Source organism: Pseudomonas sp. SDO5591_S426, from assembly GCF_054070755.1.
This window is the reverse complement of sequence record NZ_JBSVXD010000059.1, coordinates 1-24,294: the sequence shown is the minus strand read 5'-3', so window position 1 is coordinate 24,294 and position 24,294 is coordinate 1. Positions and strand designations below refer to the sequence as shown.

The following is a 24,294-nucleotide window of genomic DNA, read 5'->3' as shown; positions in this document are numbered from 1 at the left end:
TTAGGCTTGAACGACCGGGATGTTGGCGTTCGCTGCGGCTTCACGGAACTCGGCGATCTGGTCGAAGGACAGGTAGCGGTAGACATCGGCCGCCATGCTGTCGATCTTGCCAGCGTATTCCATGTATTCCTCAACGGTCGGCAGGCGACCCATGATGGAAGCCACGGACGCCAGCTCAGCCGAAGCCAGGTAGACGTTCGCGCCGTCACCCAGACGGTTCGGGAAGTTACGGGTCGAAGTCGACACAACAGTCGAGTTCGGCTCTACACGTGCCTGGTTACCCATGCACAGCGAGCAGCCCGGCATTTCCATGCGCGCGCCAGCCTTGCCGTAGATGCCGTAGTAGCCTTCTTCGGTCAACTGGTGAGCGTCCATCTTGGTCGGCGGCGACAGCCACAGACGGGTTGGCAGCTGACCCTTGACCTGTTCCAGCAGTTTACCGGCAGCGCGGAAGTGACCGATGTTGGTCATGCACGAACCGATGAACACTTCGTCGATCTTCTCGCCAGCAACGCTGGAGAGCAGGCGAGCGTCGTCCGGATCGTTCGGCGCGCAGAGTACAGGCTCGTTGATGTCGGCCAGATCGATTTCGATGATTTCAGCGTATTCGGCGTCGGCATCGGCTTCCATCAGTTCAGGGTTGGCAACCCAGGCTTCCATCGCTTGTGCACGGCGTTCCAGGGTGCGCGCATCGCCGTAGCCTTCGCCGATCATCCAGCGCAGCAGGGTGATGTTGGAGTTCAGGTACTCGGTGATCGACTCTTTCGACAGCTTGATGGTGCAACCGGCAGCCGAACGTTCGGCCGAGGCGTCGGACAGCTCGAAAGCTTGCTCCAGCGTCAGACCTTCCAGGCCTTCGATTTCCAGGATGCGGCCGGAGAAGGCGTTTTTCTTGCCTTTCTTCTCGACAGTCAGCAGACCGTTCTGGATGGCGAAGTAAGGAATGGCATGAACCAGGTCACGCAGGGTGATGCCAGGTTTCATTTTGCCTTTGAAGCGCACCAGGATCGATTCCGGCATGTCCAGCGGCATGACGCCGGTGGCAGCGGCGAACGCGACCAGACCGGAACCGGCCGGGAACGAGATGCCCATCGGGAAACGGGTGTGCGAGTCACCACCGGTGCCGACGGTGTCCGGCAGCAGCATACGGTTCAGCCACGAGTGGATGATGCCGTCGCCCGGACGCAGGGAAACACCGCCGCGGGTCATGATGAAGTCAGGCAGGGTGTGGTGGGTGGTCACGTCGATCGGCTTTGGATAAGCCGCGGTGTGGCAGAAGGACTGCATCACCAGATCAGCGGAGAAGCCCAGGCACGCCAGGTCTTTCAGTTCGTCACGGGTCATTGGACCGGTGGTGTCCTGGGAACCTACGGTGGTCATCTTCGGTTCGCAGTAGGTGCCAGGACGAACGCCTTGGCCTTCTGCCAGACCGCAAGCCTTGCCGACCATTTTCTGCGCCAGGGTGAAACCCTTGGTGCTTTCGGCCGGTGCTTCAGGCTTCTTGAACAGGTCGAACGCTGGCAGACCCAGTTCGGCGCGAGCCTTCTCGGTCAGGCCACGGCCGATGATCAGCGGGATACGGCCGCCGGCGCGAACTTCGTCCAACAGGACCGGGGTCTTCATTTCGAAGGTGGTCAGGACTTCGTCGGTGCCGTGCTTGCAGACTTTGCCAGCATGCGGGTACAGGTCGATCACGTCGCCCATGTGCATGTTGGAAACGTCGAATTCGATTGGCAGTGCGCCGGCATCTTCCATGGTGTTGTAGAAGATCGGAGCGATTTTGCTGCCGAAGCAGAAACCGCCAGCGCGCTTGTTCGGCACGTAAGGAACGTCGTCGCCGAAGAACCACAGTACGGAGTTGGTTGCCGATTTACGCGAAGAACCGGTACCGACCACATCACCGACGTAGGCGATTGGGAAACCGGCGTTGCGCATTTCTTCGATCTGCTTCATCGGACCGGTGACGCCTTGTGCGTCAGGCACGATGCCGTCGCGAGCCATTTTCAGCATGGCCAGGGCGTGCAGCGGGATGTCCGGGCGGGACCAGGCATCAGGAGCAGGGGACAGGTCGTCGGTGTTGGTTTCGCCGGTGACCTTGAATACGCGCAGGCTGATCTTGTCGGCCAGGGTAGGGCGGTTCTTGAACCACTCGCCGTCAGCCCAGGATTGCAGCACGCCTTGAGCGTGAGCATTGCCTTTCTTGGCGCGTTCAGCGACGTCGTGGAACGCATCGAACATCAGCAGGGTGTGCTTGAGTTCTTTGGCCGCTACTGGAGCCAGTTCGGCGTCGTCCAGCAGGTTAACCAGCGTCACGATGTTGTAGCCGCCCTGCATGGTGCCGAGCAGTTCAACAGCGCGCTTCTTGTCGATCAGGGGGGATTTGGCTTCGCCTTTGGCGATGGCGGACAGGAAGCCGGCCTTGACATAGGCTGCTTCGTCCACTCCAGGCGGAACGCGATTGGTGATCAGGTCAACGAGGAATGCTTCTTCGCCAGCCGGAGGATTTTTCAGCAGCTCGACCAGGCCTGCAGTTTGTTCGGCGTTAAGCGGCTGGGGAACGATACCCAGTGCTGCACGCTCTTCGATATGTTTGCGGTAGGCTTCAAGCACAGTTATTACCCTCATCAGTGGTCCCAAATGGGTGTCCGGGACGCTCATCCCGAAATTGCCGTACTCATGCGCTGCATGGCGTTGTGAGCCACTTAGCCAGAATTACCGACAATTCCTTACAGAAGCTGCTTTCAAAGTTTTACGCCTGCAGAACGGGAGCTGATGAGGGTTGGCGTTGGGCTTTTCCCCGCTGGAAAAACCCCTCGCCAACACCGCTCTGAAGGAACGACTGTGCTCGTGACGCTTTGAAAACAGCTTCTAACGGACATTGGCGCCTAAAAAGGCAGGCTGATTCTACGGCAAAAAAAAATTAAAGGTAAGTCAGTGTTTATTGGACTTTGGTGGTGGCGCTCAGCAGGGGGCCATTGACCATAACCCCTTAACTTTGAGGGGTGATGAATATCGGACAAAGGGCTAACATGCCGGCCTGTTTTGCTTTTTCGCGTTCTGCCTACCTATGCCCAATCAGACCATCAAGACCCCCTGCGTCGGCCTTTGCTCCACTGTTTACGGTGACCTGGTGTGCCGTGGCTGCAAGCGTTTCCACCATGAAGTGATTCACTGGAACGGCTACAACGAGGAAGAAAAACGCGCGGTGTGGTTGCGTCTTGAGCAGCTGTTGTCCCAGGTAATGACAGCCAAGGTGGAGATTTTCGACCCGGCGCTGCTCAGAACGCAGCTCGAACAACGCAAGATCCGCTTTGTGCCGCATCAGTCCGAGTATTGCTGGGCCTACCAGTTGATCGCGCGGGGCGCGCGGGTGATCAACAACCTGGAAGCCTACGGGATGGTGTTGCTGCCGGAGTTCCGCGACTGGAACCTGCCGGAGTTGCGCGATGCCATCGATCGGGAGTTTTTCCTGCTCTCCGAGGCGCATTACCAGCGCTATATTGCGCCGGGGTTCCTCAAAGACGTCTTCGGCGGCTGAAAAAGATCGTCCGATCGCGGCCCGAACCTCCGGCAGCTCCTACAGGTTGAGCGCGATCTTATGTAGGAGCTGCCGCAGGCTGCGATCTTTTGATCTTGCCTCAATGCTTACCCGCAATTTCCTCCAGATGATCCTCGATCTCCTGCGGCTTGAGCACCAGCACATCACTCTCCACCGCATCAAGCACCACTTCCGCCGTATTGCCGATCAACGTCCCTGAAAACCCGCTGCGCGCTACGGTGCCGATCACCGTCACCGCCGCTTGCAGCTTGTGCACCATGAAAGGGATCAACACATCGGCCGGGCCTTCCTCGATATGCAGGTGCTCATCGTCGATATCAAATTCCGCCTGGAACGCCTTGCACTGCTCGCGATAGCGCGCCGCGATGGTGTCGCTGAGTTGAAACGTCGGGTCGGCCGACGACAGCATCGGCGACGGATGGGCGCTGATCACGTGCAAGTGAGCCTTGGCCAGGGTGGCGATGTCATAGCCGTGATCGATGATGGTGTTGTGCAGGTGGCGGTGTTCGGAGTCGGAGTTGCCGACGTCGACGGCCGCCAGAATCACCTTGTCCTTCCACGAGCCGGCGGTTTTCACCAGTAGCACCGGAGTCGGGCAATGGCGCAGCAACTTCCAGTCTGCGGGAGTCAACAGGGCTCTTTTCAGCGCACTGTCGGGGAAGTGCTGCTTGACCACCAGTCCGCAACCTTCGGCCTGCTGCACTTCGACGATGGTTTCGTGCTGGCTCTTGTTCCAGGCCTGCTCGGTGGTGACGCTGTAACCGTCCTCCAGCAATGCGGCCTTGAGCACACCGAGCATGCCGCTGTGATCATGTTTCGGATCGCACACCAGCAGGTGCAAATGCGCCTGGGTCACACCGGCAATCAACTTGGCCCGTTTGAGCGCCAGGCTTTCCGCGTGTTCGGGCTCGATGACCACCAGAATGCTGCGTATGGCTTGCATGATCGGGATCTCCTGAAAATGAAAAAGCACGGCGTTGCACAACTATAGTTGCTGCCCGCAGGCCTGGGTGTTGATACATATCAACGGTCGGCGACTGGTGGTCTGCCCGCAGGCCGGTATAATCGGCGCCCTTCGTTTTGAACCTTTTATCCCGTGGGCCCCATGATCCTTCCCGAAATTCACGAATTCCTTGGCTGTCGCACCCCCGACGGCTGGGTCCAGGCTGCGCTGGCCGATCAGGAAACCCTGCTGATCGACCACAAGAACTGCGAATTCAAGGCTGCCAGCACCGCGCTGAGCCTCATTGCTAAATATCACTCCCACGTCGACCTGATCAACATGATGTCGCGCCTGGCCCGGGAAGAGCTGGTGCACCATGAACAAGTCATGCGCCTGATGAAAAAGCGCAAGATCGAACTGCGTCAGTTGTCCGCCGGGCGTTACGCCTCGGGCCTGCGCAAAGTGGTGCGCAGTCACGAACCGGTGAAACTGGTGGATACGCTGGTGGTCGGCGCGTTCATCGAAGCCCGCAGCTGCGAGCGTTTCGAAGCGCTGGTGCCGCACTTGGACGAAGAGCTGGGCAAGTTCTATTTCGGCCTGCTCAAAAGCGAAGCGCGGCATTTCCAGGGTTATCTGAAACTGGCTTACCAGTACGGCGACGCGAAGGACATTGCCCAGGTGATCGACAAGGTCCGTGCCGCCGAGCAGGAACTGATCGAGTCGCCGGATGTGGAATTCCGCTTTCACAGCGGTATACCTGCTGCGGCGTAAGCGGCGAAAAGTACCCGGGAAAAAATCGGCCATCCAGGCCGATTTTTTTTGCCATCAAAGAGGGGATCAGGTCACCGAGTGAGACACCTTTCTTTCAAGGATACTTACGATGAACGTTATTTTTGAGCGTTCATGGGTGTTGGCAAGATAAATATAAGGTGAGCCTTTTACAGTAAGTCCGCCTACATACTTTTTGTCTTCAGTCATTAGGGAGATGGGAGTATGAACGGTGCGAAAGTCTTTCAAGGTGACGGACTTGTTGTGCTGATCCACAAGAGTGAAAACTGTCGGCTCGTCATCTTCTGAGTCGATAGTTCCGAGCACTTCCAGCCAGCGTTCGCTGACTTTCTTGTTGTAGTGTTCTCCTTCGTTCCTTATGGAAAGCACGTAGCCTGCGGTGGTGTGGAGAAAGTGCAGCTTCAACGGTTGCACCGGTCCGGACTGGGCATTTGGGCGGATGCCTAACAGACTCGAGTGATCACGTGTCTGGGGTTTTCCGGTAAAGAACCCGCCGCTGAACAAATTGACGGTGGCCAGTGCGGGCTTGCCATGAAGTTGTTCAAGTAAATTAACTTTGTGATCGAACATATTAAGTGTCGCGACAAACGATTGTTCAATGTCGATGTTCATTTTGCTATCCATGCTTATGATTTGATTTGGGGTTGTGCTGAGCTCCTAGATTAAGCAGTTTTGTTTTTTGGCGTTAAGTAACGTGTATTGCAAAAGGTTTGGAAAATTGACGCCCAGCTTTATTTACTCAACCCCAGTCGTTCATGCCATTGCGCAATCGACTCTTCGGGATAGACATCAAACTGTTTGTCCCCCGGCCGCACCTTGGCCTCGACCCAAGGTGCCCTGGAACTGAGCATCAAATGCGTATGTTCCGGCGGCACCGGCAACGGGGTATCGATGGCCGATGCGAAGGGGTGAATCAACTCTGGCCATTCAGGGCTGAACAGCCACAGCCCCGAACCGCACACCGAGCAGAAATGCCGCTCGGCGCTGCTGCGGTGGGCACGCTGCTCACCTTCGCCCTTGAGCAGCGCATGGTAAATCGCAATGTTCTTGCGCCCGCGTACTTTCAGGCTGTGGGCGTCACCGGCAATGTTGATTGCATAACCGCCACCTCCCTGGGTCTTGCGGCAGATCGAGCAATAGCAGCGTTGATAAGGGTAGGGGTGGGCGCTGGTCAAGCTGAACGATACCGCGCCGCAATGGCAGGAGCCTTCGAGTTGCATGGCGACCTCCGGCAGGTCTTGGGATTTATCACATCAGCCTAGACCGGTACCAGAATCGCATCGCCGGTTGCGACCAATTTCAGTTGATCTCCCGTTTGCGCGAACAGCTCGGCGCGGGCAAAGACCTGCTTTTTTCCGGCCTTGACGACCTTGCCCCGAGCGATGAAAACCTCACCGACAGCGGGCGCCAGGCAGTTGACCGTGAAGTGTGAAGCCAGCACATTGCCGGCGACCGTTCCGGCGGCGAAACCGCACGCCGTGTCGAGCATTGCACCGATCAGCCCGGCATGCAGGAAACCGGCATATTGCGCCATGTCCTCTTCGCGAAACGCCAGGCTGAGTTCGGCTTCACCGCTCTCCGCGCGGGTGACTTCGAAGCCGGCCCAGCGGTTGAAGGCTGAGGTTGAGTTGATTTGCTTGAGTGCGTTGAGCATGTCGAATCCCTCCGGTTGAAGCGTCAACATGCGCCCGGGATGGTCCAGTGTCATCGTTGATCAGTAACCGTGATAGGCGGGTGGGGTAGCGGTGAATGTGCCGACGCCATCGCGGGCAAGCCCGCTCCCACAGGTTATGTGTCGAGCCAAATGTTGCATGCACGCCCGATCCTTGTGGGAGCTGGCTTGCCAGCGATGAACGATGACGCGGTCCCACTGGACGCTTATGTCCCATCAGGTCAGCATGAACACCCCCGAATCCCGGACCTGACCCGATGCGACGCTTACCCTCCCTGGCAGCCCTCAGAACCTTCGAATGCGCCGCCCGTCATGCCCATTTCGGCCGGGCGGCGGCAGAGTTGTGTGTCACCGACAGCGCGGTCAGCCATCAGATCCGCCAACTGGAAGAACAGCTCGGCGTGTCGCTGTTTGTCCGCGAAGGCCGGCAGATCCGCCCGACCATGGCCGCCGGGCGCCTGATGCAAAGTTTGCAGCAAGCCTTCGAACTGATCGGCGAGGCCTGCGACGAACTGCGCGATCCGTCATCCCTCGCCGTGTTGCGCCTGGCCGTGACTGCTGAATTGGCGCAAAAGTGGCTGATGAGTCGCCTCACGGATTTCTACGCGCGTTACCCGCACATCACCCTGCATCTCTACGAACAACCGATCGACGCCTCGGCACCGGGAGAGGACATCGACCTGGCGATCACCTACGGCACCGGGCCGGTGGACAGTAGCGCGTATTTCGTCCGGCCATTGCCCGCGTTGCAGTTCTTCCCGGTGTGCAGCCCCGGCCTGTTCAACCAGGCCACGCTGAAAACACCGAAGGATCTCGCGCGCCATTGCCTGCTGCACGACGATCAGGACGGCAAGACCTGGACCGCGTGGCTCACCAGCCATGCCGGCGATCAGCGCCCCGAACGGCAACTGTATTTCGCCCACGCCGGGTTGGCACTGGAAGCGGCGGCGCAGGGGCAGGGCGTGGCCATGGGCGATAACCTGACGGCGCAGGAAGACTTGCTCAGCGGTCGACTGGTACGACCTTTTACTTCGAGCATGACCGCGTTGGGCCAATATGCGCTGGTGTGCGAACGCGTGCGGCTGGAGCGTCCAGCGGTGGCGCAGATGCTGGATTGGTTCAATGATCAACTGATCGATTGATGAGTTTAATTCAAGTGTTCCGAAATAATCATCGTTGGCGAGGAGGGCGCCGGCGACCTTAGCCTGTGGTCATTCCAATCCCCGCTGATGAGGTTTGCCCATGGCACGTTTGCTCGATTCCACTCCCAAATTCGACGGTTTCCGCCTGCCCGGTGAATTCGAAACCAAGTCCGGTTGCTGGCTCGGCTGGCCGGAGCGTACCGATGTGTGGCGCAACGGCGCCAAGCCTGCGCAGAAAGTCTGGGTGCAGATCGTCACGGCGATTTCCATGAGCGAACCGGTGACCGTGTGTGCCTCCGCCGCGCAATTCGCCACTGCGCGTCGACAGCTACCGCCGCAAGTGCGAGTGGTGGAAATGACCTGCAACGACACCTGGTTTCGCGACAGTGGCCCGTGCTTTGTGGTCAACGACCAGAGCGGCGAAGTGCGTGGCGTCGACTTCGAATTCAACGCTTATGGCGGCCTCGACGGCGGCTTGTACTACCCGTGGGACAAGGACGATCAGATCGCAAGCAAGATCCTCGAAATCGAACGCTTCGACCGTTATCGCGCACCGTTGATTGCCGAGCTCGGCGGCATCCAGAGCGACGGCCAGGGCAGCATCCTCACCACCGAGCAATGCCTGCTCAATCGCAATCGGAACCAGCATCTGGGCAAGGATGAAGTCACTCGCCGCCTGACCGATTACCTCGGCGCGGAGCAGGTGATCTGGCTGCCTCGCGGCTGCAAGTTCGACGAAACCGATGGCCATGTCGACGACCTCGCCTGTTTCGTGCGCCCCGGTGAAGTGGTGCTGCAATGGACTGACAATCGCGATGACCCACAGTGGGAAATCTATCAGGAGGCCTACGACATCCTGCGCAGCACCCGCGACAGCCGTGGCCGCGAGTTGACCGTGCACAAACTGCCGCAACCGGATGTTCTGGAGTGGACCGCCGAAGAGGCTGAAGGTCTGGACCAGCAGGACAGCACCCATACCCGTCAGGCGGGGACGAAAATCTGCGCGTCGTACATCAACTATTACGCCGGCAACAGCTCGATCGTGGTGCCGCTGTTTGGTGATCGTAACGACAAAGTGGCAATGGCGACCCTCGCCGAACTGTTCCCGCAGCACAACATCGTCGGCATCGAGAACTCCCGGGAAATTCTCCTCGGCGGCGGGAACGTCGCGTGCATCACCATGCCGCAGTACGCGGGCATCGCCAGCAACCAAAAGGGAGCGTAAATCATGGGCCTGCACAAACTGACTCAAGCGTTAATGCTGGTGCTTGCACCCCTGTGTGTGCAGGCCGCTGACACCGCGAAACCGGTGGTCAATCTTTACATCTGGGGCGAGTACCTGGCCCCGGACACCCTGAAGAATTTCGAGGCGAAAACCGGCATCCATGTAGTGGTCGATCACTTCGATTCCCTGGAAACCGTCGAGACCAAACTGCTCACCGGTCGCAGCGGCTATGACCTGGTACTGACGGCGGGACAGCATCTGTCCCGAGCGATTCAGAGCGGCGCGATCCAGACCGTGGACAAGCAGCAACTGCCGCACTTTGCCGGGGTCGGCGAGGAGTTTCGCCAGCACATGGCGGTGTTCGATCCGGGCAATCGATACGCCGGGATCTACGCCTGGGGCACCACCGGCGTGGGCTACCAGCAGGAAGCCGTCAAGCAGCGTCTGCCCGATGCGCCCACGGACAGTTGGGCGATGCTGTTCGACCCGGCCGTGGTGTCGAAATTCGCCGATTGCGGGGTCAGCCTGCTCAACGATCCCAATGAAGTGTTCGCCGCCGTCATGAAGTACATGGGCCTGGACATCAATCGCCAGAACCTCGACGACCTGAAACTGGCCGAGCAACAACTCGCGAAGATCCGCCCGTACATTCGCTACTTCGATAACGACCTGAACATCAGCGACCTGGCCAACGGCAACACCTGCGTAGCGATGTCGTGGAATGGCAACGTGGCCATCGCTGCCGGCCAGGCCGAAGCGGCGAACAAGCCGTACGCATTGAAATACCGGATTCCGAAGGAGGGCACGTTGATCTGGTTCGACGCCATGGTCATTCCCAAGGACGCGCCGCACCCTCAGGCTGGACTGGCATTGATGGACTACCTGATGACCCCTGAAGTGATCGCGCCGATCACCGACACCATCCACTACGCCAATGCGATCACGGCGGCGGATGGCTTGATCGACCCGGCGATTCGCGACGATCCGGGGACCTATCCGGCGCAGGCGGTGCGTGCGTCGTTGTACAGCAAGAATGACAACGGCAAGGCGTTCAACCGGGCACTGATCCGGGCGTTCAGCCGGTTGAAATCGGGGTTGTGATGGGCGTTGGGTGATGTGTTGAATGGGCTGACGCCATCGCTGGCAAGCCAGCTCCCACAGTGTCCGAGTCGTATACAAATGTATGTATACCGGTAAACCTGTGGGAGCGGGCTTGCCCGCGATAAACGATAACGCGGTCTACCGGGTGGGTACCCGCCACAAATACCAGGCAGCCACAGTCCGATAAGGACTCCACGCCAACCCGATCTCAATCATCTGCTTGCGCGTCGGCTGCACCTCCAGCCCCTTTAGCCGCCGATACCCCTCACGCACGCCAAAGTCATCGGCCGGCAAAATATCCGGTCGTTCGAGGCTGTAGATCAACAGCATCTCGACGGTCCAGCGACCGACGCCACGCAGGGTGATCAATCGTTCGATCAGCGCCTCATCGTCCATGGCCAGCGCCGTGGCGTAATCCGGCACTACGCCATTCAGCGCCGCCTGGGCGATGCCGTGGATGGTCGCGATCTTGCCGGCGGAAAAGCCGCAACTGCGCAGTCGGTCGAAATCAGTGGCGACGATTTGCTCCGGTCGCGGGAACGCGCTCGCTGGAAACAACGCCAGCAGCCGACCGACAATCGCATCCCCGGCCTTGGCGTGCAGTTGTTGATAGGCAATCGCCCGCACCAGCGACTCATAGGGATCACGAGCCGCGTGGGGTTGATGCAGGCACGGGCCGACGGCGGCGATATGCCGACGCCAATCGTCATCGATAGACGCCAGGAATTTCGTCGCGGGCAAATAAAGGTCGGACATCAAGCATCCTTGAGTGCTGACGAAGATCAGAGTGCGAGTTGTTCAGTGATCTGCACCGCCGCGTTTTCCAGCCTGAGCAGAAACGCCTTGCGCGGCTGGCCTCCAGCGTAGCCCGTCAACGAGCCATCGGCACCGATCACCCGATGGCAGGGCACGACAATCGAGAGGCGGTTGTGCCCGTTGGCCAGGCCCACGGCGCGACTGGCACCAGGCTTGCCGAGCGTCGCTGCGATAGCACCGTAAGTGGTAGTCCGGCCGTAGGGGATTTTTGCCAGTTCGGCCCAGACCTGGCGGGAGAACTCGCTGCCGGGCATGTGCAGGGCCACGCTGAATTCAGTGCGGTTACCGGCAAAATACGCGGCCAGTTGCTCTTCGATTTGCTGTAAATGCCCGTTGTGCCCGGGGGCTACGGCGTAGCCATAGCGATTCTGTAGTGCATCCACTTCGCGGGTCAGCGAAGGCTGGTCGAGAAACTCCAGCAGCACCAGTCCACGGCGTTCGGCCATGGCGATCATCGGCCCCAGCGGCGTGGTCAGCCGGGTGAACAGCAAGGGCTCACTGTTGGCGGCGCGACCCGGTGTGATGTGGAAAGACTTTTGGAAGGCATCGCGAAACCCGCTCAGGGATTCGTAACCTGAATCGAACGCCGCGCTGTCGATCGAATCGCCCTGTTTGATTCCGCCCAACGCCATGCCCAGCCGTCGGGTGCGCAGCCAGGCATGAAAGGTCATGCCGAAATGCTGCTTGAACCAGCGGCGCAATTTCAGCGGTTCGATACCTTCGGCCTGCAACTGCGCATCTGTCCAGCGCAGCTCGGGATCAATGTCTACCGATCTGAACAGCTTCTGCACCCAGTCCGGCGCGATCGCAGCAGCGTCCATGGGTTTGCAACGCAGGCACGCGCGGTAGCCCGCCGCAAGGCATTCATCGGTGTGAGCGAAGAACTCGACATTCTCCGGTTTCGGGCTGCGTGCGGTGCAGCCTGGTCGGCAGAAGATCCCGGTGGTCTTGACCGCCGTGAAGAACACCCCCTCGTAGGCGGTGTCTCGTTCGAGCATGGCGCGAACCATCTCGGCGTGGGGCGGCAACAGCGTGTTTTGTAGGTTCATGGGCGCAGCATAGAACGCGTCATGGCCGGCCTCCACCGGAAAATCGACAGGGAATTCAGGCCCGCCGCGCCATCAGCAACACCGAGGCTGCCGCCGACAACAACCCCGCGCAGCAACGGTTGAATATCCGCTTGCCCGACGGCTTGGCGAACCAGCGTCGCATGTGCAAACCCATGTAGGCGTAGGCTGCGATGGCGATCCATTCCAACATCAGGAACATTGCGCCCAACACCGCGAACTGCGGGGTGATAGCGCGGGTCGGGTCGACGAATTGCGGCAGGAACGCGGTGAAGATCAGGATCGCCTTGGGATTGCCCGCCGCCACCAGAAACTCCTGTCGGGCCAATGCCAGCAATCCGGCTTGCGCGCCGGTCGATACGTTTTCTACACCGGGGTCAGCCCGCCACAGTTGCCAGGCGAGGTAGAACAGGTACGCAGCGCCCAGAATCTTGATTCCGTAGAACAACAGCTCAGAGGTTTGCAGCACCACCGCCAGGCCCGCCGAGGCGAGGGCGATCATCCCGGCGAACGCCAGCAAGCGGCCGACGCCGGCCACACACGCGGTGCGGTAGCCGTAGCGCGTCGAGTTGCTGACCGACAGCAGGTTGTTCGGCCCCGGCGCCATGTTCAGGGCGAAGCAGGCCGGCAGAAAGAGTGTGAGGGTGGCGAGGTCCATGGGGGCGGCTCCTGTAGCGAGAACCGTATTTTTATCACGACATTCGTGGTGCCTGACCCATACAGTCACGGGAAGAAATCACCGTACAAGGGGCTGTTGCCCGGCGCCGGTCCTGTCCTTGTGAGGCCGGCGGTCTCGTACTATCGTCAATCAGCCGACGTTGGTTCGCGCGGCCCGGTCCTTCGACGAGGGTAGTGCACATGAAACAGGTACTTGGGTATTTCACCAAAAGAGTGATCGCTGGTCTGCTGGTCATCATCCCGATCTACCTGGCCATTCTGGTGTTGCTCAAGGGCATGAAATCCCTCGGGCAACTGGTGCGGCCCTTCACCAAAATCCTTCCGGAGTGGCTGCCTGCCGAACAATTCTTGTCGTTGATCCTGGTGTTGTTGATCTGCTTCCTGATCGGCGCAGGCCTGCGTACGCGATTGGGTAGAGCGGCCCGGGAACGAGCGGAAAAGGGTTTGTTCGAACGCATTCCCGGCTACGGACTGTTCCGCAGCCTGACGCAGCAGGTGGCGGGAGACAGCCACCAGACGGTGTGGAAACCCGCGCTGGTCGAGATCGAAGAGGCGCTGGTCCCGGCCTTCATCATCGAGGTGTTCGAGGATGGTCGCTACACCATTTTCGTGCCGTCGGTGCCGACGCCATTGGCTGGTGCGATCTACATCCTCGAAGCCAGCCGCGTGCATCCGCTGGACGTGTCCTTCACCGACGCCTTCAAGGTCATTTCGAAATGGGGCTCGGGTGCCAAGGACCTGGTGGCGGCCATGGAAAACGCCCGGCGGGACCCCGCAGTGACGACGCACAAGGTCGACACATTGCCTTGAGTGTTATTTGGCGAATCGCTTCGCTCCGGCGACGCAGAGGATCACCGCGAGCGTGACGCCAAGCATGCCAATGCTGACGTGTTCGTGCAGCAAAGTCGCGGCCAGTGCCAAACCAAAAAACGGTTGCAGCAGTTGCAGTTGGCCGACGGCGGCAATTCCGCCTTGGGCGAGCCCGCGATACCAGAACACGAAACCGATCAGCATGCTGAACAGCGACACGTACGCCAGGCTGAACCACGCTGGCGTGCTGATCCCGCTGAAAGACGCCGGCATCCGCCACCAAGTCAGCGCCGCCATCACCGGCAATGCCAGCACCAGCGCCCAGGAAATCACTTGCCAACCACCGAGTGTGCGCGACAACTTCGCGCCTTCGGCATAACCGAGGCCGCAGGCCAGGATCGCCAACAGCATCAGGATGTCGCCCTGCGGTGAGGCGGTCAGGCCTTGGGAGGCGGCGAACCCGACCACCAGCAGACTGCCCAGTACCGAGAAAATCCAGAACACCGGCCGTGGGCGCTCGCCGCCGCGCAGTACACCGAACACCGCCGTCGCGAGTGGCAGCAGGCCGACGAAGACGATGGAGTGCGCCGAGGTCACGTACTGCAACGCCAGCGCGGTCAACAGGGGAAAGCCGACCACCACGCCCATAGCCACGATGATCAGCGGCACGATTTGACTGCGCGCAGGGCGTTTTTCCTTGAATAACAGCAGCAGGCACAGCGCCAGAATCGCCGCGATGGTGGCGCGGGCGACGGTCAGGAATACCGGGTCAAATTCGAGCACCGCCAGCCGAGTCGCCGGCAGCGAACCGCTGAAGATCACCACACCGATCAGGCCGTTGATCCAGCCGCTGGTATTGCTGTCCAGCGTCCGGTTTTGCAGGTTCGAAGTCCGTTCCATTTGGCTCACGCTCACTTATTGATTGCACGAAAGCCATCGTATGGCTGAGTATCAATACAATCAAAAAATTGTCATGGATACATCTCGACATGCCTCGTTCCCGCTACAAGACCCTGGTTGACGCCTTTGCTGCTGACATCCGATCGGGGCAACTGCCGCCCGGTACGCGCCTGCCGACGCATCGGCAACTAGCCACCGAGCACGGCCTGGCGCTGGTCACTGCCAGCCGGGTGTATGCCGAACTTGAAAGCATGGGCCTGGTCAGCGGCGAAACCGGGCGCGGGACGTTTGTCAGGGAAACTTCGCTGCCACCGGGGCAGGGTATTTCGCAGTCCGTGGTGGCGGCGGGCATGATCGATCTGAACTTCAACTATCCGTCATTGCCCGGACAAGCTGACCTGTTGCGCAACGCGCTGCGTCAGCTCGCGTTGTCCGGCGATCTCGAAGCCCTTCTGCGCTACCAGCCCCACGCCGGACGCCTGCACGAACGCGCTTCAGTCGCGCGGCATTTGGGCGAGCGGGGTTTGAGTGTGCCGGCTGAACAGGTGTTGATCGTCAGCGGCGCCCAGCATGGCCTGGCGGTGGTGATGATGACGCTGCTCAAGCCCGGCGACGTGATCGCCGCTGACGCGTTGACCTATCCGGGTTTCAAGACGCTGGCCGAGACACTGCACCTTGAAGTCTTGCCCATTCCCGTGACGGAAAACGGGCCTGATTTGGCCGCACTGGAGAAACTCTGTCGCAGCCGTCCGGTACGCGCCGTGTACTCGATGCCGACTTTGCACAATCCGCTGGGCTGGGTGATGGATGTCGAGCAGCGCGAACGGTTGGTGGCGATTGCGCGCCAGCATGACCTGACGATCATCGAGGATGCGGCCTACGCGTTTCTCGCCGAAAACGTACCGCCACCGCTGGCTGAAATGGCGCCGGAGCGAACCGTGTACGTCAGCGGTTTATCGAAGAACATCGCCACCGGTTTGCGCGTCGGCTTTATCGCCGCGCCAGCGCAATGGATCGCCGGGTTTGAACGCACGATCATGGCGACCACGTGGAACACGCCGGGCGTGATGACGGCGATTGCCACGGCCTGGCTCGACGACGGCACCGTGCTCAAACTGGAAGCGCAAAAACGTGCGGACGCTCAGGCCCGACAAGCGCTGGCGCGCGAGGTGCTGGCGGGGCTCAGGACCATCAGCCATCCGTCGTCGTATTTCATCTGGCTGCCGTTGGCCGAAGACGCCCGTGCCGACCAGATCGCCATGGCGTTGATGCGCGAGCAGGTGTCGGTGTCGCCCGCCGAACCCTTTGCCATCACCACCCATGTACCGCACGCGATTCGCCTGGCACTGGGTTCGGTGGACATGGACTCGTTGCGCCAGGCATTGGTGAAGGTGAAGAGGGTGGTTGGCTATTACTCGTAACAAGCGCTCTCAGGGCAGTTTTCTTCAATACGTGCACCACTGGGCTCTTTACCGTGGGGCCTGGTTCAATTGACTGAGAGTAGGTGTGCGATGAGTTTGATCATGTCCATGGCCGCGTTTGCGCTGGCCGCTTCAATCACGCCGGGGCCGGTGAACATCGTGGCATTGAGTTCGGGGGCGCGTTTCGGCTTCAAGGCCAGTCAGCGGCATGTGGCCGGGGCGACCCTGGGGTTTGTGTTGCTGTTGGTGCTGATGGGGCTTGGCTTGCATGAGTTGTTGCAGATTTGGCCGGCCATGACCCAGGTTGTGCAATGGGCTGGTGTGGCGTTCCTGTTGTACATGGCGTTCAAACTGGCGGCCGACAACGGGCAACTGGAGGCGAAGGACTCGGGCCGCGCGCCGTCGATGTTGTATGGCGCGGTGATGCAATGGCTCAATCCGAAGGCCTGGCTGGCCTGCGTGGCCGGCATGGGCGCATTCGTTGCCGATGGCGAGGCGCGGCTGGTGTGGCAATTCGCGGCGGTGTATCTGGTGATTTGCTACGTCTCGGTCGGGTGTTGGGCCTATGCCGGGACGTTCTTGCGCGGCTATCTGAACAACCCGGCGGGCATGCGCTGGTTCAACCGGGTCATGGCGTTGTTGCTGGCGGTGAGTGCGGTGTATCTGCTGTTGCCTTAATCAGCCGCGATACTGTCCCGGCGTCGCCGCCAGATGCTGTTTGAACGCCCGTTGAAAATGCGCCTGATCGGCAAATCCTGCTTCGAGTGCAACATCGGCGATCAGCTTGCCGCTGCGCAATTGATCCCGGGCGAACTGGATGCGCCGGTTGACCAGGAAGGCGTGGGGCGTCATGCCGTAATGCTGCTTGAATGCGCGGATCAGGTACGACGGCGACAACTGCGCCGCCTCGCAAATGTCTTCGAGCTTGAGCATATGCGTGCAGTGTTCGCGGATGAAATCGGCGGCGCGTTCCAGTTTGAAATTCGGCTCGCGTAACGGCTGATCGATGGGGTTCAGCCGTAGCTGCACTTCGCTGAAAAACTCCACCGCCGCGCTGTGTTTGCGCAGCACATCCTGCTGCGGATCGACCAGCACTTCATACAAACCTTCCAGCCCCGCGAACAAGGCCAAATCAGCGGTGTGGGTGATCGCAAATCGGCGAAACGCCAGGTCATCGCTGAAGCCAAGCTGATGCTGCAAATCCGTGAGCCACGCGGTATCGACGTACAACATCAGGTACGACCAGGGCTGGTCGTCGATCGGATTGCAGGCATGCACATCGGCGGGATTCATCAGCACTACGGTGCCGACGCTGACCTCGAACTGTGATTGCTCGTGGACATAGGTGCTGCGCCCGGCGGTGATCGCACCGATGGAAAAGTGCTCGTGGGAGTGCCGGGTGTAGCAGACCTCGCGCCCATCGGCGATGGCGCGCGCCTCGATGAAGGGCAGGGCGTCATCGCGCCAGAAACGCGGAGCCTTGTCGGTGTCCTTGGGCTTGCAGAGCTTCATGGTCAGTCCTTGGCAGATCAGCGTCGGAGTGTATTAGCTCTCGCCGTTAAAGGCTCGTTTCAGCTCGGCGATATCGAGTTTTTTCATTTGCATCATCGCCGCCATGGCGCGCTGGGATTTGGTTGTGTCAGGGTCTTTGAGCATCTCCATCATCGCCACCGGCACGATCTGCCACGACACGCCGTATTTATCCTTGAGCCAGCCGCACTGCTGCGCCTCAACCGGCCCGCCAGCGGACAACCGGCCCCAGAAGTGGTCGACTTCTTCCTGGGTCTGGCAGTTGACCTGGAACGAGATCGCTTCGTTGAACTTGAAGTTCGGACCACCGTTGAGGCCGGTGAACGTCTGTCCATCGAGTTCGAAGCTGACCGTCAGTACCGAACCCTCGGCGTGACCGTGAACCTCTTGGCCAGCCTTGCCGTAATGCGTGATGGCGGTGATTTTTGCGTGATCGAAGATCGCACAATAGAAATTCGCAGCCTCTTCGGCCTGACCATCGAACCACAGGCAGGGCGTGAGTTTTTGAGCGTGGAGCATGGCGGGTCTCCTTGGCAGGTTTTTGCATGCTGGACTATCAGCGTAGCCAGCCTCGGCTTGTCTGGTTGTGCCGTAGATCGACAAGTGTGTTGGGAGATGTGTAAAAAGAAGTCAAATTGACCTCTGTATTTGTCGATAAGACTATTTATGGGTGGAGTCGATATGACTCATGTTTTATCAAGTAACTGATTTATAAGGCTTCAAAATCTGGCACGAGACTTGATACACCTTACGTACAACTGAACTGCGACAGGAGTACGGAAAATGTTCCATTTCTTCAGCAATCCTCAGAATGTTCTGCAACTCTCAAGCCGTGTACTCGGCGTTGGCCTGGCGATGCTGCTGGCCGGGATCTACGGCGCTTACCTTTATGACGGTCACCTGTCGATCCTGGCGCTGGTGTCGTTGCACGCGATGACCATCATCGGCCCGACCCTGCTGAAAATCGGCTACGTGATGCGCCTGCTGTCCCAGCACCGGTTGAGCAAGCCGCTGAAAGTGGCGCTGGCCTGATGCGCAAACTGGCCGCCGCCCCCGTCTTCAGTCTCGGCTTTCGTCCGTTCTTCCTGGCGGGAGCCGCGTTCGCCGCACTGGCGGTAGCGATCTGGGCGCTGTGGCTGTACGGCCGATTACCCGGCGCGCAACCGGTGGGCGGCATGCTCGCCTGGCACCGGCATGAAATGCCGTTCGGCTTCGCCGTGGCGATCATCGCCGGGTTCCTGCTGACGGCGGTGCCGAACTGGACGGGCCGACCGGGGCTCAAGGGCTGGCCGTTGATCGGGCTGGTGCTGGTTTGGCTGCTGGCACGGATCGTCTGGTTGTTGCCGGTTTCTCCTGCGGTGTTGCTGTTGCTGCAAGTACCTTTCCTGCCGCTGCTGGCCGTGGTGCTGGGCCGCGATCTGGTGGCTGCACGCAAGCGCGACAATTATCCGATTCTATTGATGGTCGCGTTGCTGGCGGGGTGTCAGGCCATGACGCTGTGGGGGATCTGGCTCGACGACGCCGGCCTGCAACGGCGTGGTGTGTTGGCCGCGTTGTGGCTGGTGGCTGCGCTGATGAGTGTGATTGGCGGGCGGGTGATTCCGTTCTTTGTCCAGCGTGGATTGAATCGTCCGGCTTCACCGATTGCCAATCCATGGCCGACGCGGGTCCTGATGGTGAGTGGTTTTTTTGTTGCGCTGACATTTGCCCTTGGCTTGCACGACGTGCCCAGGCTTTGGTTGGCGGCGGTGTTTTTGTTGATGGGTGTTTTGCACGTGTTTCGTCTGTGGCGATGGCATGACCGCGGCATGTGGGGTGTGCCGTTGTTGTGGTCGTTGTATCTGTCTTACGTGTGGCTGGTGGTGGCGGTTTTTGCCATGGCGTTGTGGCACTTGGGGTTGTTGCCGCAGCAGAGTCTGGCGACGCATTCGCTGGCGGTGGGTGGTGTGGGCGGGTTGATTCTGGCGATGATTGCTCGGGTTAGTCTGGGGCATACCGGGCGCGCTTTGGTGCCTTCGAAAGCGATTGTTGCGGGGTTTGTTCTGGTGTTGTTTGCGGGGGTTTTGCGGGTGGTGTTGGTGCCGTTTTCTGGGTGGGGACTTGCTATGTCGGCGTTGTTTTGGTGTGTGGCGTTTGGGTTGTTTTTGTTGCGTTATACCGGGGTTTTGTTTGGGCCGAGGGTTTAGTCTGTTGTAACACGGTATCTGTGGGAGCCAGCCTGCTGGCGATGCCGACCTGACAGCCGACCAGAATTTTGCGGATGCACCAGATCAAAAGATCGCAGCCTCGTTGCACTCGACAGCTCCTACAAAGAAACGCGCATGCCTAAAGAGACAGGCCGGCCGGTAGGCCGCCCCACGGTGCTGTTGCGGTATTCGCCCCATCGTGAGGCCGAACGTCAGGGGCAAAGCGCTTTGGTTACTTTCGTCTGGGCTGGCATTCCGGCTCTTCGAAAGTGACCCGCCGTAAGGGCGGAACCATAACTCGCCGTTACAAAAACAACGGATATGTACACCTTCAAGACAACCACCGCCGGCGGCTTAAGTGACCGGTGGTCGATACACCCCAGCCCCCCGATCAATTTGCGCTTAGCTGTAGGGATAACCCGAGGCGCGCGTAGGTTCCAGATCACCACAGCGACGCCCCCTTCAGAACACCGTGAGTCTGAGGACCTTCGCAATGTTGACCCTGAACATCAATGGTCAGGACCAGGAGCTGGATGTCCCTGCGGACATGCCGTTGCTCTGGGTCTTGCGCGATGTCGCGCACTTGACCGGGACCAAATTCGGCTGTGGCATGGCCCAATGCGGCGCCTGCACCGTGCACGTCGATGGCGCTCCACTACGCTCTTGCATCACCCCCGCCACGGCCGTGGCCCATGGGCAAAAAATCCTCACCATCGAAGGCCTGTCCACCGACGGCTCGCACCCGGTGCAACAAGCCTGGGCTGAGCTCGACGTGGTGCAGTGCGGTTACTGCCAGTCCGGGCAGATCATGTCGGCGGCGGCGTTGCTGGCGAAGATTCCGCAACCGACCGACAGCGACATCGATCAGGCGCTGTCGGGCAACATCTGCCGTTGCGGCACCTATCCAAGAATCCGCGCCGCGGTCAAACGCGCCGCCGAGTTGGGTTGAGGTGGCCATGAACAGTCTCAACCCGTTATCGCGTCGCGGTTTTCTCAAGGGTTCTGCCGTGTTGGGCGGTGGGCTGGTGGTGGCGTTTGTCATTCCCGGTGCCCATCGTTTTGCGGGGGCAGCCGAGAACCAGGGCAACGTGTTCGCCCCCAACGCCTTCCTGCGCATCGGCAACGACAACAGCGTCACGGTATTGCTCGGCCATTCGGAAATGGGCCAAGGCATCTGGACTGGCCTGACCATGCTGATCGCTGAAGAGCTGGACGCTGACTGGTCGAAAATAAAGGTCGAACATTCGCCAGCCTCAGCCGCCGATTATGGTTTGGCCGGTTTCGGCGGGATGCAGATAACCGGTGGCTCGACCTCGACCTGGATGGAGTTCGATCGCTATCGCCAGGCGGGTGCGGCAGCGCGATTGATGTTGATCGAGGCGGCGGCGAAGCGCTTCAACGTGGCGCCTTCGCAGATTCGCACCGAATCGGGTGTGGTGATTGCTGGCGACCAGCGCGCTACTTACGGCGAACTGGCTGATGACGCCGGCAAGCTCCCGGTGCCGGACCCTGCGTCGATCAAGCTCAAAGAGGCCAAGGACTGGAAGCTAATCGGCAAACCCACCAAGCGCCTGGACACGCCGGAGAAAATCACCGGTCGGGCAAAATTCGGCATGGATGTGCAGTTCGACGGCCTGATGACTGCCATGGTCGCCCGTTCGCCGGTGTTCGGCGGCAGCGTCAAATCCTTCGAAGGCGCGGAAGCGCTGGCGGTGCCCGGCGTGCACAAAGTGGTGCAGGTGCCGACCGGCGTGGCAGTGATCGCCGATCACTATTGGGCGGCGAAGCTGGGGCGCGATGCGCTGCACGTCGAGTGGGACCTGGGGCCGAACACCGGGCTCGACAGTCAGAAACTGCTGGAGGACTTTCGCAAACTCGCCGCCACTCCCGGTCTGTCGGCCAGTCAGGCGGGAGATACCAAGGCTGCGCTGGCAACAGCGGCAAAGAAAATCGATGTCGAGTACAGCGTGCCGTACCTGGCTCATGCACCGATGGAACCGCTCAACTGCACCGTGAAAATCAGCAAAGACAAATGCGAAATCTGGACTGGCACGCAGTTCCAGACCCTGGACCAAATGGTCGCCGGGAAAATCACCGGGCTCAAACCTGAGCAGGTCGAGATCCACACCGAGTTTCTTGGCGGTGGTTTCGGTCGGCGAGCCAATCCGACGTCGGACTTTGTCGCCGAAGCGGTGTACGTCGCCAAAGCGGCCGGTGGACCGGTAAAAACCGTTTGGGCGCGCGAGGACGATATCCGCGGCGGCTACTACCGCTCGGCCTTCCTGCATCAGGCGCAGGTCGGTTTGGGAGCCGATGGCATGCCGGTGGCGTGGAAGCATGTGATGGTCGGCCAATCGATCATGGCTGGCACCATGCTCGAAGCGGCCATGGTCAAGGATGGTATCGACAAGACCTCGGTCGAAGGTGTGGCGGACAGTCCCTACCTTGAGGGGATGGCCAACCATCAGGTTGAACTGCACTCACCGAAAACCGGCATCAGTGTGCTGTGGTTGCGGTCGGTGGGGCACAGTCATACGGCGTTTGTCATGGAATCGTTGATCGATGAACTGGCCAGCGCGGCGGGCAAAGACCCGGTGGAGTACCGGCGGACACTGCTCAAGGAGCATCCGCGACACCTGGGCGTGTTGAACCTTGCGGTGGAAAAAGCCAATTGGAAAGCGCCGCTGCCGGACGGCCATGCCTTGGGCGTGGCGGTGCATGAGTCGTTTGGTAGTTATGTGGCGCAGGTCGCCGAGGTGTCCCAGGACAACCTGGCGATCCGCGTACATCGCGTGGTCTGTGCAGTCGATTGCGGGATCGCGGTGAACCCGCAGAGCATTGCTGCGCAGATGGAGTCCTGCATCGCCTTCGGCCTGGGCTTTACCTTGCACAGTCACCTGACGTTCAAGGGCGGCCAAGTGGTGCAATCCAACTACCACGACTATCAAGTGCTGCGGTTCAACGAGATGCCGGTGGTTGAAGTGCACATCGTGCCCAGCAGCGATAAACCCGGAGGCATCGGCGAGGCCGGCGTGCCGCCGACGGCGCCGGCGGTGGCCAACGCGGTGTTCGCTCTGACTGGTCAACGCCTGCGTGAGCTGCCGTTGCAGCTGTCGGGGGTGTGAGATGAAACGACATCATTGGTTGCTCGGTTCGGTGCTGCTGCTTTGCCTGTTTATCTATGCAACGGAGCTGTTCGCCGATGACAAGGCGGCGCTGAAAGCCTTCGACACCGTGCGACAGGTCTTCCAGAGCCCGCGTTGCCAGAACTGCCACATTCCCGGTGATTCGCCGTTGCAGTTCGATGCCGGAACGCCCCATGCGATGAATGTCGTGCGCGGCATGGACGGCAAAGGCGCGGCCGGTTTGCCTTGCGCCAGTTGCCACGCTGAAGCCAATCCACCGGCCAGTTACGGCCCCAAGGCGCCGCCAGGTGCGCCACATTGGAGCCTGCCGCCGGCAGCGCACAAAATGGCCTGGATCGGCCTGCCAGCGGACAAACTGTGCAGCATGATCAAGGATCGCAAGGCCAACGGTGACCGGGATTTCGCCGCGCTGATCAAGCATGTCAGTGAAGACAAACTGGTGCTGTGGGGCTGGAATCCTGGCGGTAATCGCGCGCCGGTGCCGGTGCCGCATGACATTTTCGTCACGCAATTCAAGCTCTGGGCGGATGCCGGTGGGCCGTGTCCGGTGGTGGGTAGCTGACCAACGGCCCGTAAACAGGGAGTCAAACCCGGTATCGAGGGCTCTAAAGAACATACCCACACTGGAGTATGTGATGCTGATTTCAGGCAAGCCGCACAAAAAAGGCGTAGTTGCAGACCCATTACGCACGCCGTTACAGGAGCGCGAACTGCTACGCGACCTGGCCCGCAAGGCTGAAAAAGAGCTGACGGGCGTGCAGATGGCAAGCATGGATGAGCTGACCCTGTTACCCAATCGCCACGGTTTCATTGCACTGGCCCATATGGGGCTGGAGGCCTGCGCACAACTGGAGCGGCCGGCGACGCTGCTGTTTTTCAACCTCGATGAGTTCAAACGCATCAACTACCTGTTTGGCCGCGCCGAGGGCGACGACGCCCTGAAAACCTTTGCCGATGTGCTGCGCATTGGTTTCAGGGAAAGCGATGTGATCGGCCGGCTGGAAGGCGCGACCTTTGTTGCGTTGCTGACTGGCTCCGGCAGCATGGATCTCACGGCGATCAAGGCACGGCTTGAAGAGATGCTCGATGAACGCAATGCCACGGTGCATCGAGGGTTTGATATTCGTTTCAGCATCGGGCAGATCGAGTTTGATCCGACGCTGCATGGTTCGGTGGATGAGCTGTTGGCTGAGGCTGAAAGGGTGATGGGCCGGTAGCCGTGTGTTGCTGCACTGGCCTCATCGCGGGCAAGCCCGCTCCCACAGTGATTTCTGTCGATCACATTGTTTGTGTACACCAAAGGACCTGT

At 60.0% G+C, this 24,294-nt stretch carries 25 protein-coding genes; 14 read left to right on the top strand and 11 right to left on the bottom strand.

Going from position 1 to position 24,294, the window contains the following annotated elements; translation table 11 throughout:
• Positions 1–2,610: a bifunctional aconitate hydratase 2/2-methylisocitrate dehydratase gene (acnB, locus tag ACW9JC_RS14185; RefSeq protein ID WP_338586500.1), complete on the bottom strand. Its 2,610-nt coding sequence runs from the start codon at positions 2,608–2,610 to the stop codon at positions 1–3.
• 457 nt (positions 2,611–3,067) lie between these two features.
• Here acnB and ACW9JC_RS14180 point away from each other — a divergent pair, with 457 nt between their 5' ends.
• Entirely contained in the window at positions 3,068–3,538 is a 471-nt protein-coding gene (locus ACW9JC_RS14180) for a DUF1289 domain-containing protein (protein ID WP_457455513.1), read from the top strand.
• A gap of 100 nt (positions 3,539–3,638) precedes the next feature.
• Here ACW9JC_RS14180 and ACW9JC_RS14175 read toward each other — a convergent pair whose 3' ends face one another.
• Positions 3,639–4,502 carry a universal stress protein gene (locus ACW9JC_RS14175; RefSeq protein WP_457455511.1) on the bottom strand — a complete coding sequence of 288 codons (864 nt, stop codon included), beginning with the start codon at positions 4,500–4,502 and terminating at the stop codon, positions 3,639–3,641.
• 162 nt (positions 4,503–4,664) lie between these two features.
• Here ACW9JC_RS14175 and miaE point away from each other — a divergent pair, with 162 nt between their 5' ends.
• Positions 4,665–5,273, top strand: a complete 609-nt coding sequence (gene miaE, locus ACW9JC_RS14170; protein ID WP_448107510.1) for a tRNA isopentenyl-2-thiomethyl-A-37 hydroxylase MiaE — start codon at positions 4,665–4,667, stop codon at positions 5,271–5,273.
• A 66-nt stretch (positions 5,274–5,339) separates the two neighbouring features.
• Here miaE and ACW9JC_RS14165 read toward each other — a convergent pair whose 3' ends face one another.
• The 3 genes from ACW9JC_RS14165 to ACW9JC_RS14155 all read right to left on the bottom strand — a co-directional run bounded on the left by ACW9JC_RS14165 (position 5,340) and on the right by ACW9JC_RS14155 (position 6,945).
• The gene (locus ACW9JC_RS14165; RefSeq protein ID WP_457455509.1) at positions 5,340–5,903 is read right to left on the bottom strand and encodes a hypothetical protein; all 564 of its coding nucleotides are present in this window, start codon (positions 5,901–5,903) and stop codon (positions 5,340–5,342) included.
• A 119-nt stretch (positions 5,904–6,022) separates the two neighbouring features.
• Complete coding sequence (locus tag ACW9JC_RS14160) at positions 6,023–6,511, bottom strand: GFA family protein (protein WP_457455507.1); 489 nt, start codon at positions 6,509–6,511, stop codon at positions 6,023–6,025.
• Positions 6,512–6,549: 38 nt separating this feature from the next.
• Positions 6,550–6,945 carry a PaaI family thioesterase gene (locus tag ACW9JC_RS14155; RefSeq protein WP_457455505.1) on the bottom strand — a complete coding sequence of 132 codons (396 nt, stop codon included), beginning with the start codon at positions 6,943–6,945 and terminating at the stop codon, positions 6,550–6,552.
• A gap of 275 nt (positions 6,946–7,220) precedes the next feature.
• Between ACW9JC_RS14155 and ACW9JC_RS14150 the strand changes: the two genes are divergently transcribed.
• The 3 genes from ACW9JC_RS14150 to ACW9JC_RS14140 all read left to right on the top strand — a co-directional run bounded on the left by ACW9JC_RS14150 (position 7,221) and on the right by ACW9JC_RS14140 (position 10,431).
• A complete protein-coding gene (locus ACW9JC_RS14150; RefSeq protein ID WP_457455503.1) occupies positions 7,221–8,105 on the top strand; it encodes a LysR substrate-binding domain-containing protein in 885 nt (294 codons plus the stop codon).
• 100 nt (positions 8,106–8,205) lie between these two features.
• Entirely contained in the window at positions 8,206–9,330 is a 1,125-nt protein-coding gene (aguA, locus tag ACW9JC_RS14145; RefSeq protein WP_457455501.1) for an agmatine deiminase, read from the top strand.
• Between the two features lie 3 nt (positions 9,331–9,333).
• Complete coding sequence (locus tag ACW9JC_RS14140) at positions 9,334–10,431, top strand: extracellular solute-binding protein (RefSeq protein ID WP_457455499.1); 1,098 nt, start codon at positions 9,334–9,336, stop codon at positions 10,429–10,431.
• A gap of 138 nt (positions 10,432–10,569) precedes the next feature.
• Here the strand turns inward: ACW9JC_RS14140 and ACW9JC_RS14135 are convergent, their stop codons facing one another.
• The 3 genes from ACW9JC_RS14135 to ACW9JC_RS14125 are packed head-to-tail and all read right to left on the bottom strand — an operon-like array spanning position 10,570 to position 12,972.
• Positions 10,570–11,187, bottom strand: a complete 618-nt coding sequence (locus ACW9JC_RS14135) for a DNA-3-methyladenine glycosylase family protein (RefSeq protein WP_457455497.1) — start codon at positions 11,185–11,187, stop codon at positions 10,570–10,572.
• A gap of 26 nt (positions 11,188–11,213) precedes the next feature.
• Positions 11,214–12,296 (bottom strand): bifunctional transcriptional activator/DNA repair enzyme AdaA, encoded by a 1,083-nt coding sequence (locus ACW9JC_RS14130; RefSeq protein WP_457455495.1) that lies wholly within the window; start codon positions 12,294–12,296, stop codon positions 11,214–11,216.
• 55 nt (positions 12,297–12,351) lie between these two features.
• Positions 12,352–12,972, bottom strand: a complete 621-nt coding sequence (locus ACW9JC_RS14125; RefSeq protein WP_457455493.1) for a LysE family translocator — start codon at positions 12,970–12,972, stop codon at positions 12,352–12,354.
• A 200-nt stretch (positions 12,973–13,172) separates the two neighbouring features.
• Between ACW9JC_RS14125 and ACW9JC_RS14120 the strand changes: the two genes are divergently transcribed.
• Positions 13,173–13,802, top strand: a complete 630-nt coding sequence (locus tag ACW9JC_RS14120) for a DUF502 domain-containing protein (RefSeq protein WP_457455491.1) — start codon at positions 13,173–13,175, stop codon at positions 13,800–13,802.
• 3 nt (positions 13,803–13,805) lie between these two features.
• Here ACW9JC_RS14120 and ACW9JC_RS14115 read toward each other — a convergent pair whose 3' ends face one another.
• Positions 13,806–14,702 carry a DMT family transporter gene (locus ACW9JC_RS14115; protein ID WP_457455489.1) on the bottom strand — a complete coding sequence of 299 codons (897 nt, stop codon included), beginning with the start codon at positions 14,700–14,702 and terminating at the stop codon, positions 13,806–13,808.
• A gap of 89 nt (positions 14,703–14,791) precedes the next feature.
• Here ACW9JC_RS14115 and ACW9JC_RS14110 point away from each other — a divergent pair, with 89 nt between their 5' ends.
• On the top strand, positions 14,792–16,123 hold the full coding sequence (locus ACW9JC_RS14110; RefSeq protein ID WP_338580460.1) for an aminotransferase-like domain-containing protein: 1,332 nt from the start codon (positions 14,792–14,794) through the stop codon (positions 16,121–16,123).
• A gap of 90 nt (positions 16,124–16,213) precedes the next feature.
• The gene (locus tag ACW9JC_RS14105) at positions 16,214–16,801 is read left to right on the top strand and encodes a LysE family translocator (protein ID WP_338580461.1); all 588 of its coding nucleotides are present in this window, start codon (positions 16,214–16,216) and stop codon (positions 16,799–16,801) included.
• Here ACW9JC_RS14105 and ACW9JC_RS14100 read toward each other — a convergent pair whose 3' ends face one another.
• Positions 16,802–17,635 (bottom strand): AraC family transcriptional regulator, encoded by an 834-nt coding sequence (locus ACW9JC_RS14100; RefSeq protein ID WP_457455486.1) that lies wholly within the window; start codon positions 17,633–17,635, stop codon positions 16,802–16,804. It lies immediately after the preceding gene.
• A gap of 33 nt (positions 17,636–17,668) precedes the next feature.
• On the bottom strand, positions 17,669–18,172 hold the full coding sequence (locus ACW9JC_RS14095) for a VOC family protein (RefSeq protein WP_457455484.1): 504 nt from the start codon (positions 18,170–18,172) through the stop codon (positions 17,669–17,671).
• Positions 18,173–18,436: 264 nt separating this feature from the next.
• On the opposite strand from ACW9JC_RS14095, the gene ACW9JC_RS14090 reads away from it, so the two are divergent.
• The 6 genes from ACW9JC_RS14090 (at position 18,437) to ACW9JC_RS14065 (ending at position 24,202) form a co-directional block, all read left to right on the top strand.
• The gene (locus tag ACW9JC_RS14090; protein ID WP_457455482.1) at positions 18,437–18,685 is read left to right on the top strand and encodes a transmembrane sensor/regulator PpyR; all 249 of its coding nucleotides are present in this window, start codon (positions 18,437–18,439) and stop codon (positions 18,683–18,685) included.
• Positions 18,685–19,839 carry an NnrS family protein gene (locus tag ACW9JC_RS14085; RefSeq protein WP_457455480.1) on the top strand — a complete coding sequence of 385 codons (1,155 nt, stop codon included), beginning with the start codon at positions 18,685–18,687 and terminating at the stop codon, positions 19,837–19,839. The genes ACW9JC_RS14090 and ACW9JC_RS14085 overlap by 1 nt, the downstream gene beginning before the upstream one ends.
• Before the next feature lie 493 nt (positions 19,840–20,332).
• Positions 20,333–20,788, top strand: a complete 456-nt coding sequence (locus tag ACW9JC_RS14080) for a (2Fe-2S)-binding protein (RefSeq protein ID WP_160389805.1) — start codon at positions 20,333–20,335, stop codon at positions 20,786–20,788.
• Positions 20,789–20,795: 7 nt separating this feature from the next.
• The gene (locus ACW9JC_RS14075) at positions 20,796–22,964 is read left to right on the top strand and encodes a molybdopterin cofactor-binding domain-containing protein (protein WP_457455478.1); all 2,169 of its coding nucleotides are present in this window, start codon (positions 20,796–20,798) and stop codon (positions 22,962–22,964) included.
• Position 22,965: 1 nt separating this feature from the next.
• Complete coding sequence (locus ACW9JC_RS14070) at positions 22,966–23,547, top strand: hypothetical protein (RefSeq protein WP_457455476.1); 582 nt, start codon at positions 22,966–22,968, stop codon at positions 23,545–23,547.
• 73 nt (positions 23,548–23,620) lie between these two features.
• The gene (locus ACW9JC_RS14065) at positions 23,621–24,202 is read left to right on the top strand and encodes a GGDEF domain-containing protein (protein WP_457455474.1); all 582 of its coding nucleotides are present in this window, start codon (positions 23,621–23,623) and stop codon (positions 24,200–24,202) included.
• Positions 24,203–24,294 lie beyond the last annotated feature (92 nt).

What these genes read in the sequence shown, in the direction of transcription:
- ACW9JC_RS14180 (WP_457455513.1), top strand. Translation starts at nt 3,068, where the DNA reads ATGCCCAATCAGACCATCAAGACCCCCTGCGTCGGCCTTTGCTCCACT.
- miaE (WP_448107510.1), top strand. Translation starts at nt 4,665, where the DNA reads ATGATCCTTCCCGAAATTCACGAATTCCTTGGCTGTCGCACCCCCGAC.
- ACW9JC_RS14175 (WP_457455511.1), bottom strand. Translation starts at nt 4,502, where the DNA reads ATGCAAGCCATACGCAGCATTCTGGTGGTCATCGAGCCCGAACACGCG.
- ACW9JC_RS14135 (WP_457455497.1), bottom strand. Translation starts at nt 11,187, where the DNA reads ATGTCCGACCTTTATTTGCCCGCGACGAAATTCCTGGCGTCTATCGAT.
- ACW9JC_RS14090 (WP_457455482.1), top strand. Translation starts at nt 18,437, where the DNA reads ATGTTCCATTTCTTCAGCAATCCTCAGAATGTTCTGCAACTCTCAAGC.
- ACW9JC_RS14165 (WP_457455509.1), bottom strand. Translation starts at nt 5,903, where the DNA reads ATGAACATCGACATTGAACAATCGTTTGTCGCGACACTTAATATGTTC.
- ACW9JC_RS14125 (WP_457455493.1), bottom strand. Translation starts at nt 12,972, where the DNA reads ATGGACCTCGCCACCCTCACACTCTTTCTGCCGGCCTGCTTCGCCCTG.
- aguA (WP_457455501.1), top strand. Translation starts at nt 8,206, where the DNA reads ATGGCACGTTTGCTCGATTCCACTCCCAAATTCGACGGTTTCCGCCTG.
- ACW9JC_RS14110 (WP_338580460.1), top strand. Translation starts at nt 14,792, where the DNA reads ATGCCTCGTTCCCGCTACAAGACCCTGGTTGACGCCTTTGCTGCTGAC.
- ACW9JC_RS14080 (WP_160389805.1), top strand. Translation starts at nt 20,333, where the DNA reads ATGTTGACCCTGAACATCAATGGTCAGGACCAGGAGCTGGATGTCCCT.
- ACW9JC_RS14140 (WP_457455499.1), top strand. Translation starts at nt 9,334, where the DNA reads ATGGGCCTGCACAAACTGACTCAAGCGTTAATGCTGGTGCTTGCACCC.
- ACW9JC_RS14160 (WP_457455507.1), bottom strand. Translation starts at nt 6,511, where the DNA reads ATGCAACTCGAAGGCTCCTGCCATTGCGGCGCGGTATCGTTCAGCTTG.
- ACW9JC_RS14070 (WP_457455476.1), top strand. Translation starts at nt 22,966, where the DNA reads ATGAAACGACATCATTGGTTGCTCGGTTCGGTGCTGCTGCTTTGCCTG.
- ACW9JC_RS14115 (WP_457455489.1), bottom strand. Translation starts at nt 14,702, where the DNA reads ATGGAACGGACTTCGAACCTGCAAAACCGGACGCTGGACAGCAATACC.
- ACW9JC_RS14075 (WP_457455478.1), top strand. Translation starts at nt 20,796, where the DNA reads ATGAACAGTCTCAACCCGTTATCGCGTCGCGGTTTTCTCAAGGGTTCT.
- ACW9JC_RS14155 (WP_457455505.1), bottom strand. Translation starts at nt 6,945, where the DNA reads ATGCTCAACGCACTCAAGCAAATCAACTCAACCTCAGCCTTCAACCGC.
- ACW9JC_RS14085 (WP_457455480.1), top strand. Translation starts at nt 18,685, where the DNA reads ATGCGCAAACTGGCCGCCGCCCCCGTCTTCAGTCTCGGCTTTCGTCCG.
- ACW9JC_RS14065 (WP_457455474.1), top strand. Translation starts at nt 23,621, where the DNA reads ATGCTGATTTCAGGCAAGCCGCACAAAAAAGGCGTAGTTGCAGACCCA.
- ACW9JC_RS14150 (WP_457455503.1), top strand. Translation starts at nt 7,221, where the DNA reads ATGCGACGCTTACCCTCCCTGGCAGCCCTCAGAACCTTCGAATGCGCC.
- ACW9JC_RS14105 (WP_338580461.1), top strand. Translation starts at nt 16,214, where the DNA reads ATGAGTTTGATCATGTCCATGGCCGCGTTTGCGCTGGCCGCTTCAATC.
- ACW9JC_RS14100 (WP_457455486.1), bottom strand. Translation starts at nt 17,635, where the DNA reads ATGAAGCTCTGCAAGCCCAAGGACACCGACAAGGCTCCGCGTTTCTGG.
- ACW9JC_RS14130 (WP_457455495.1), bottom strand. Translation starts at nt 12,296, where the DNA reads ATGAACCTACAAAACACGCTGTTGCCGCCCCACGCCGAGATGGTTCGC.
- ACW9JC_RS14120 (WP_457455491.1), top strand. Translation starts at nt 13,173, where the DNA reads ATGAAACAGGTACTTGGGTATTTCACCAAAAGAGTGATCGCTGGTCTG.
- ACW9JC_RS14095 (WP_457455484.1), bottom strand. Translation starts at nt 18,172, where the DNA reads ATGCTCCACGCTCAAAAACTCACGCCCTGCCTGTGGTTCGATGGTCAG.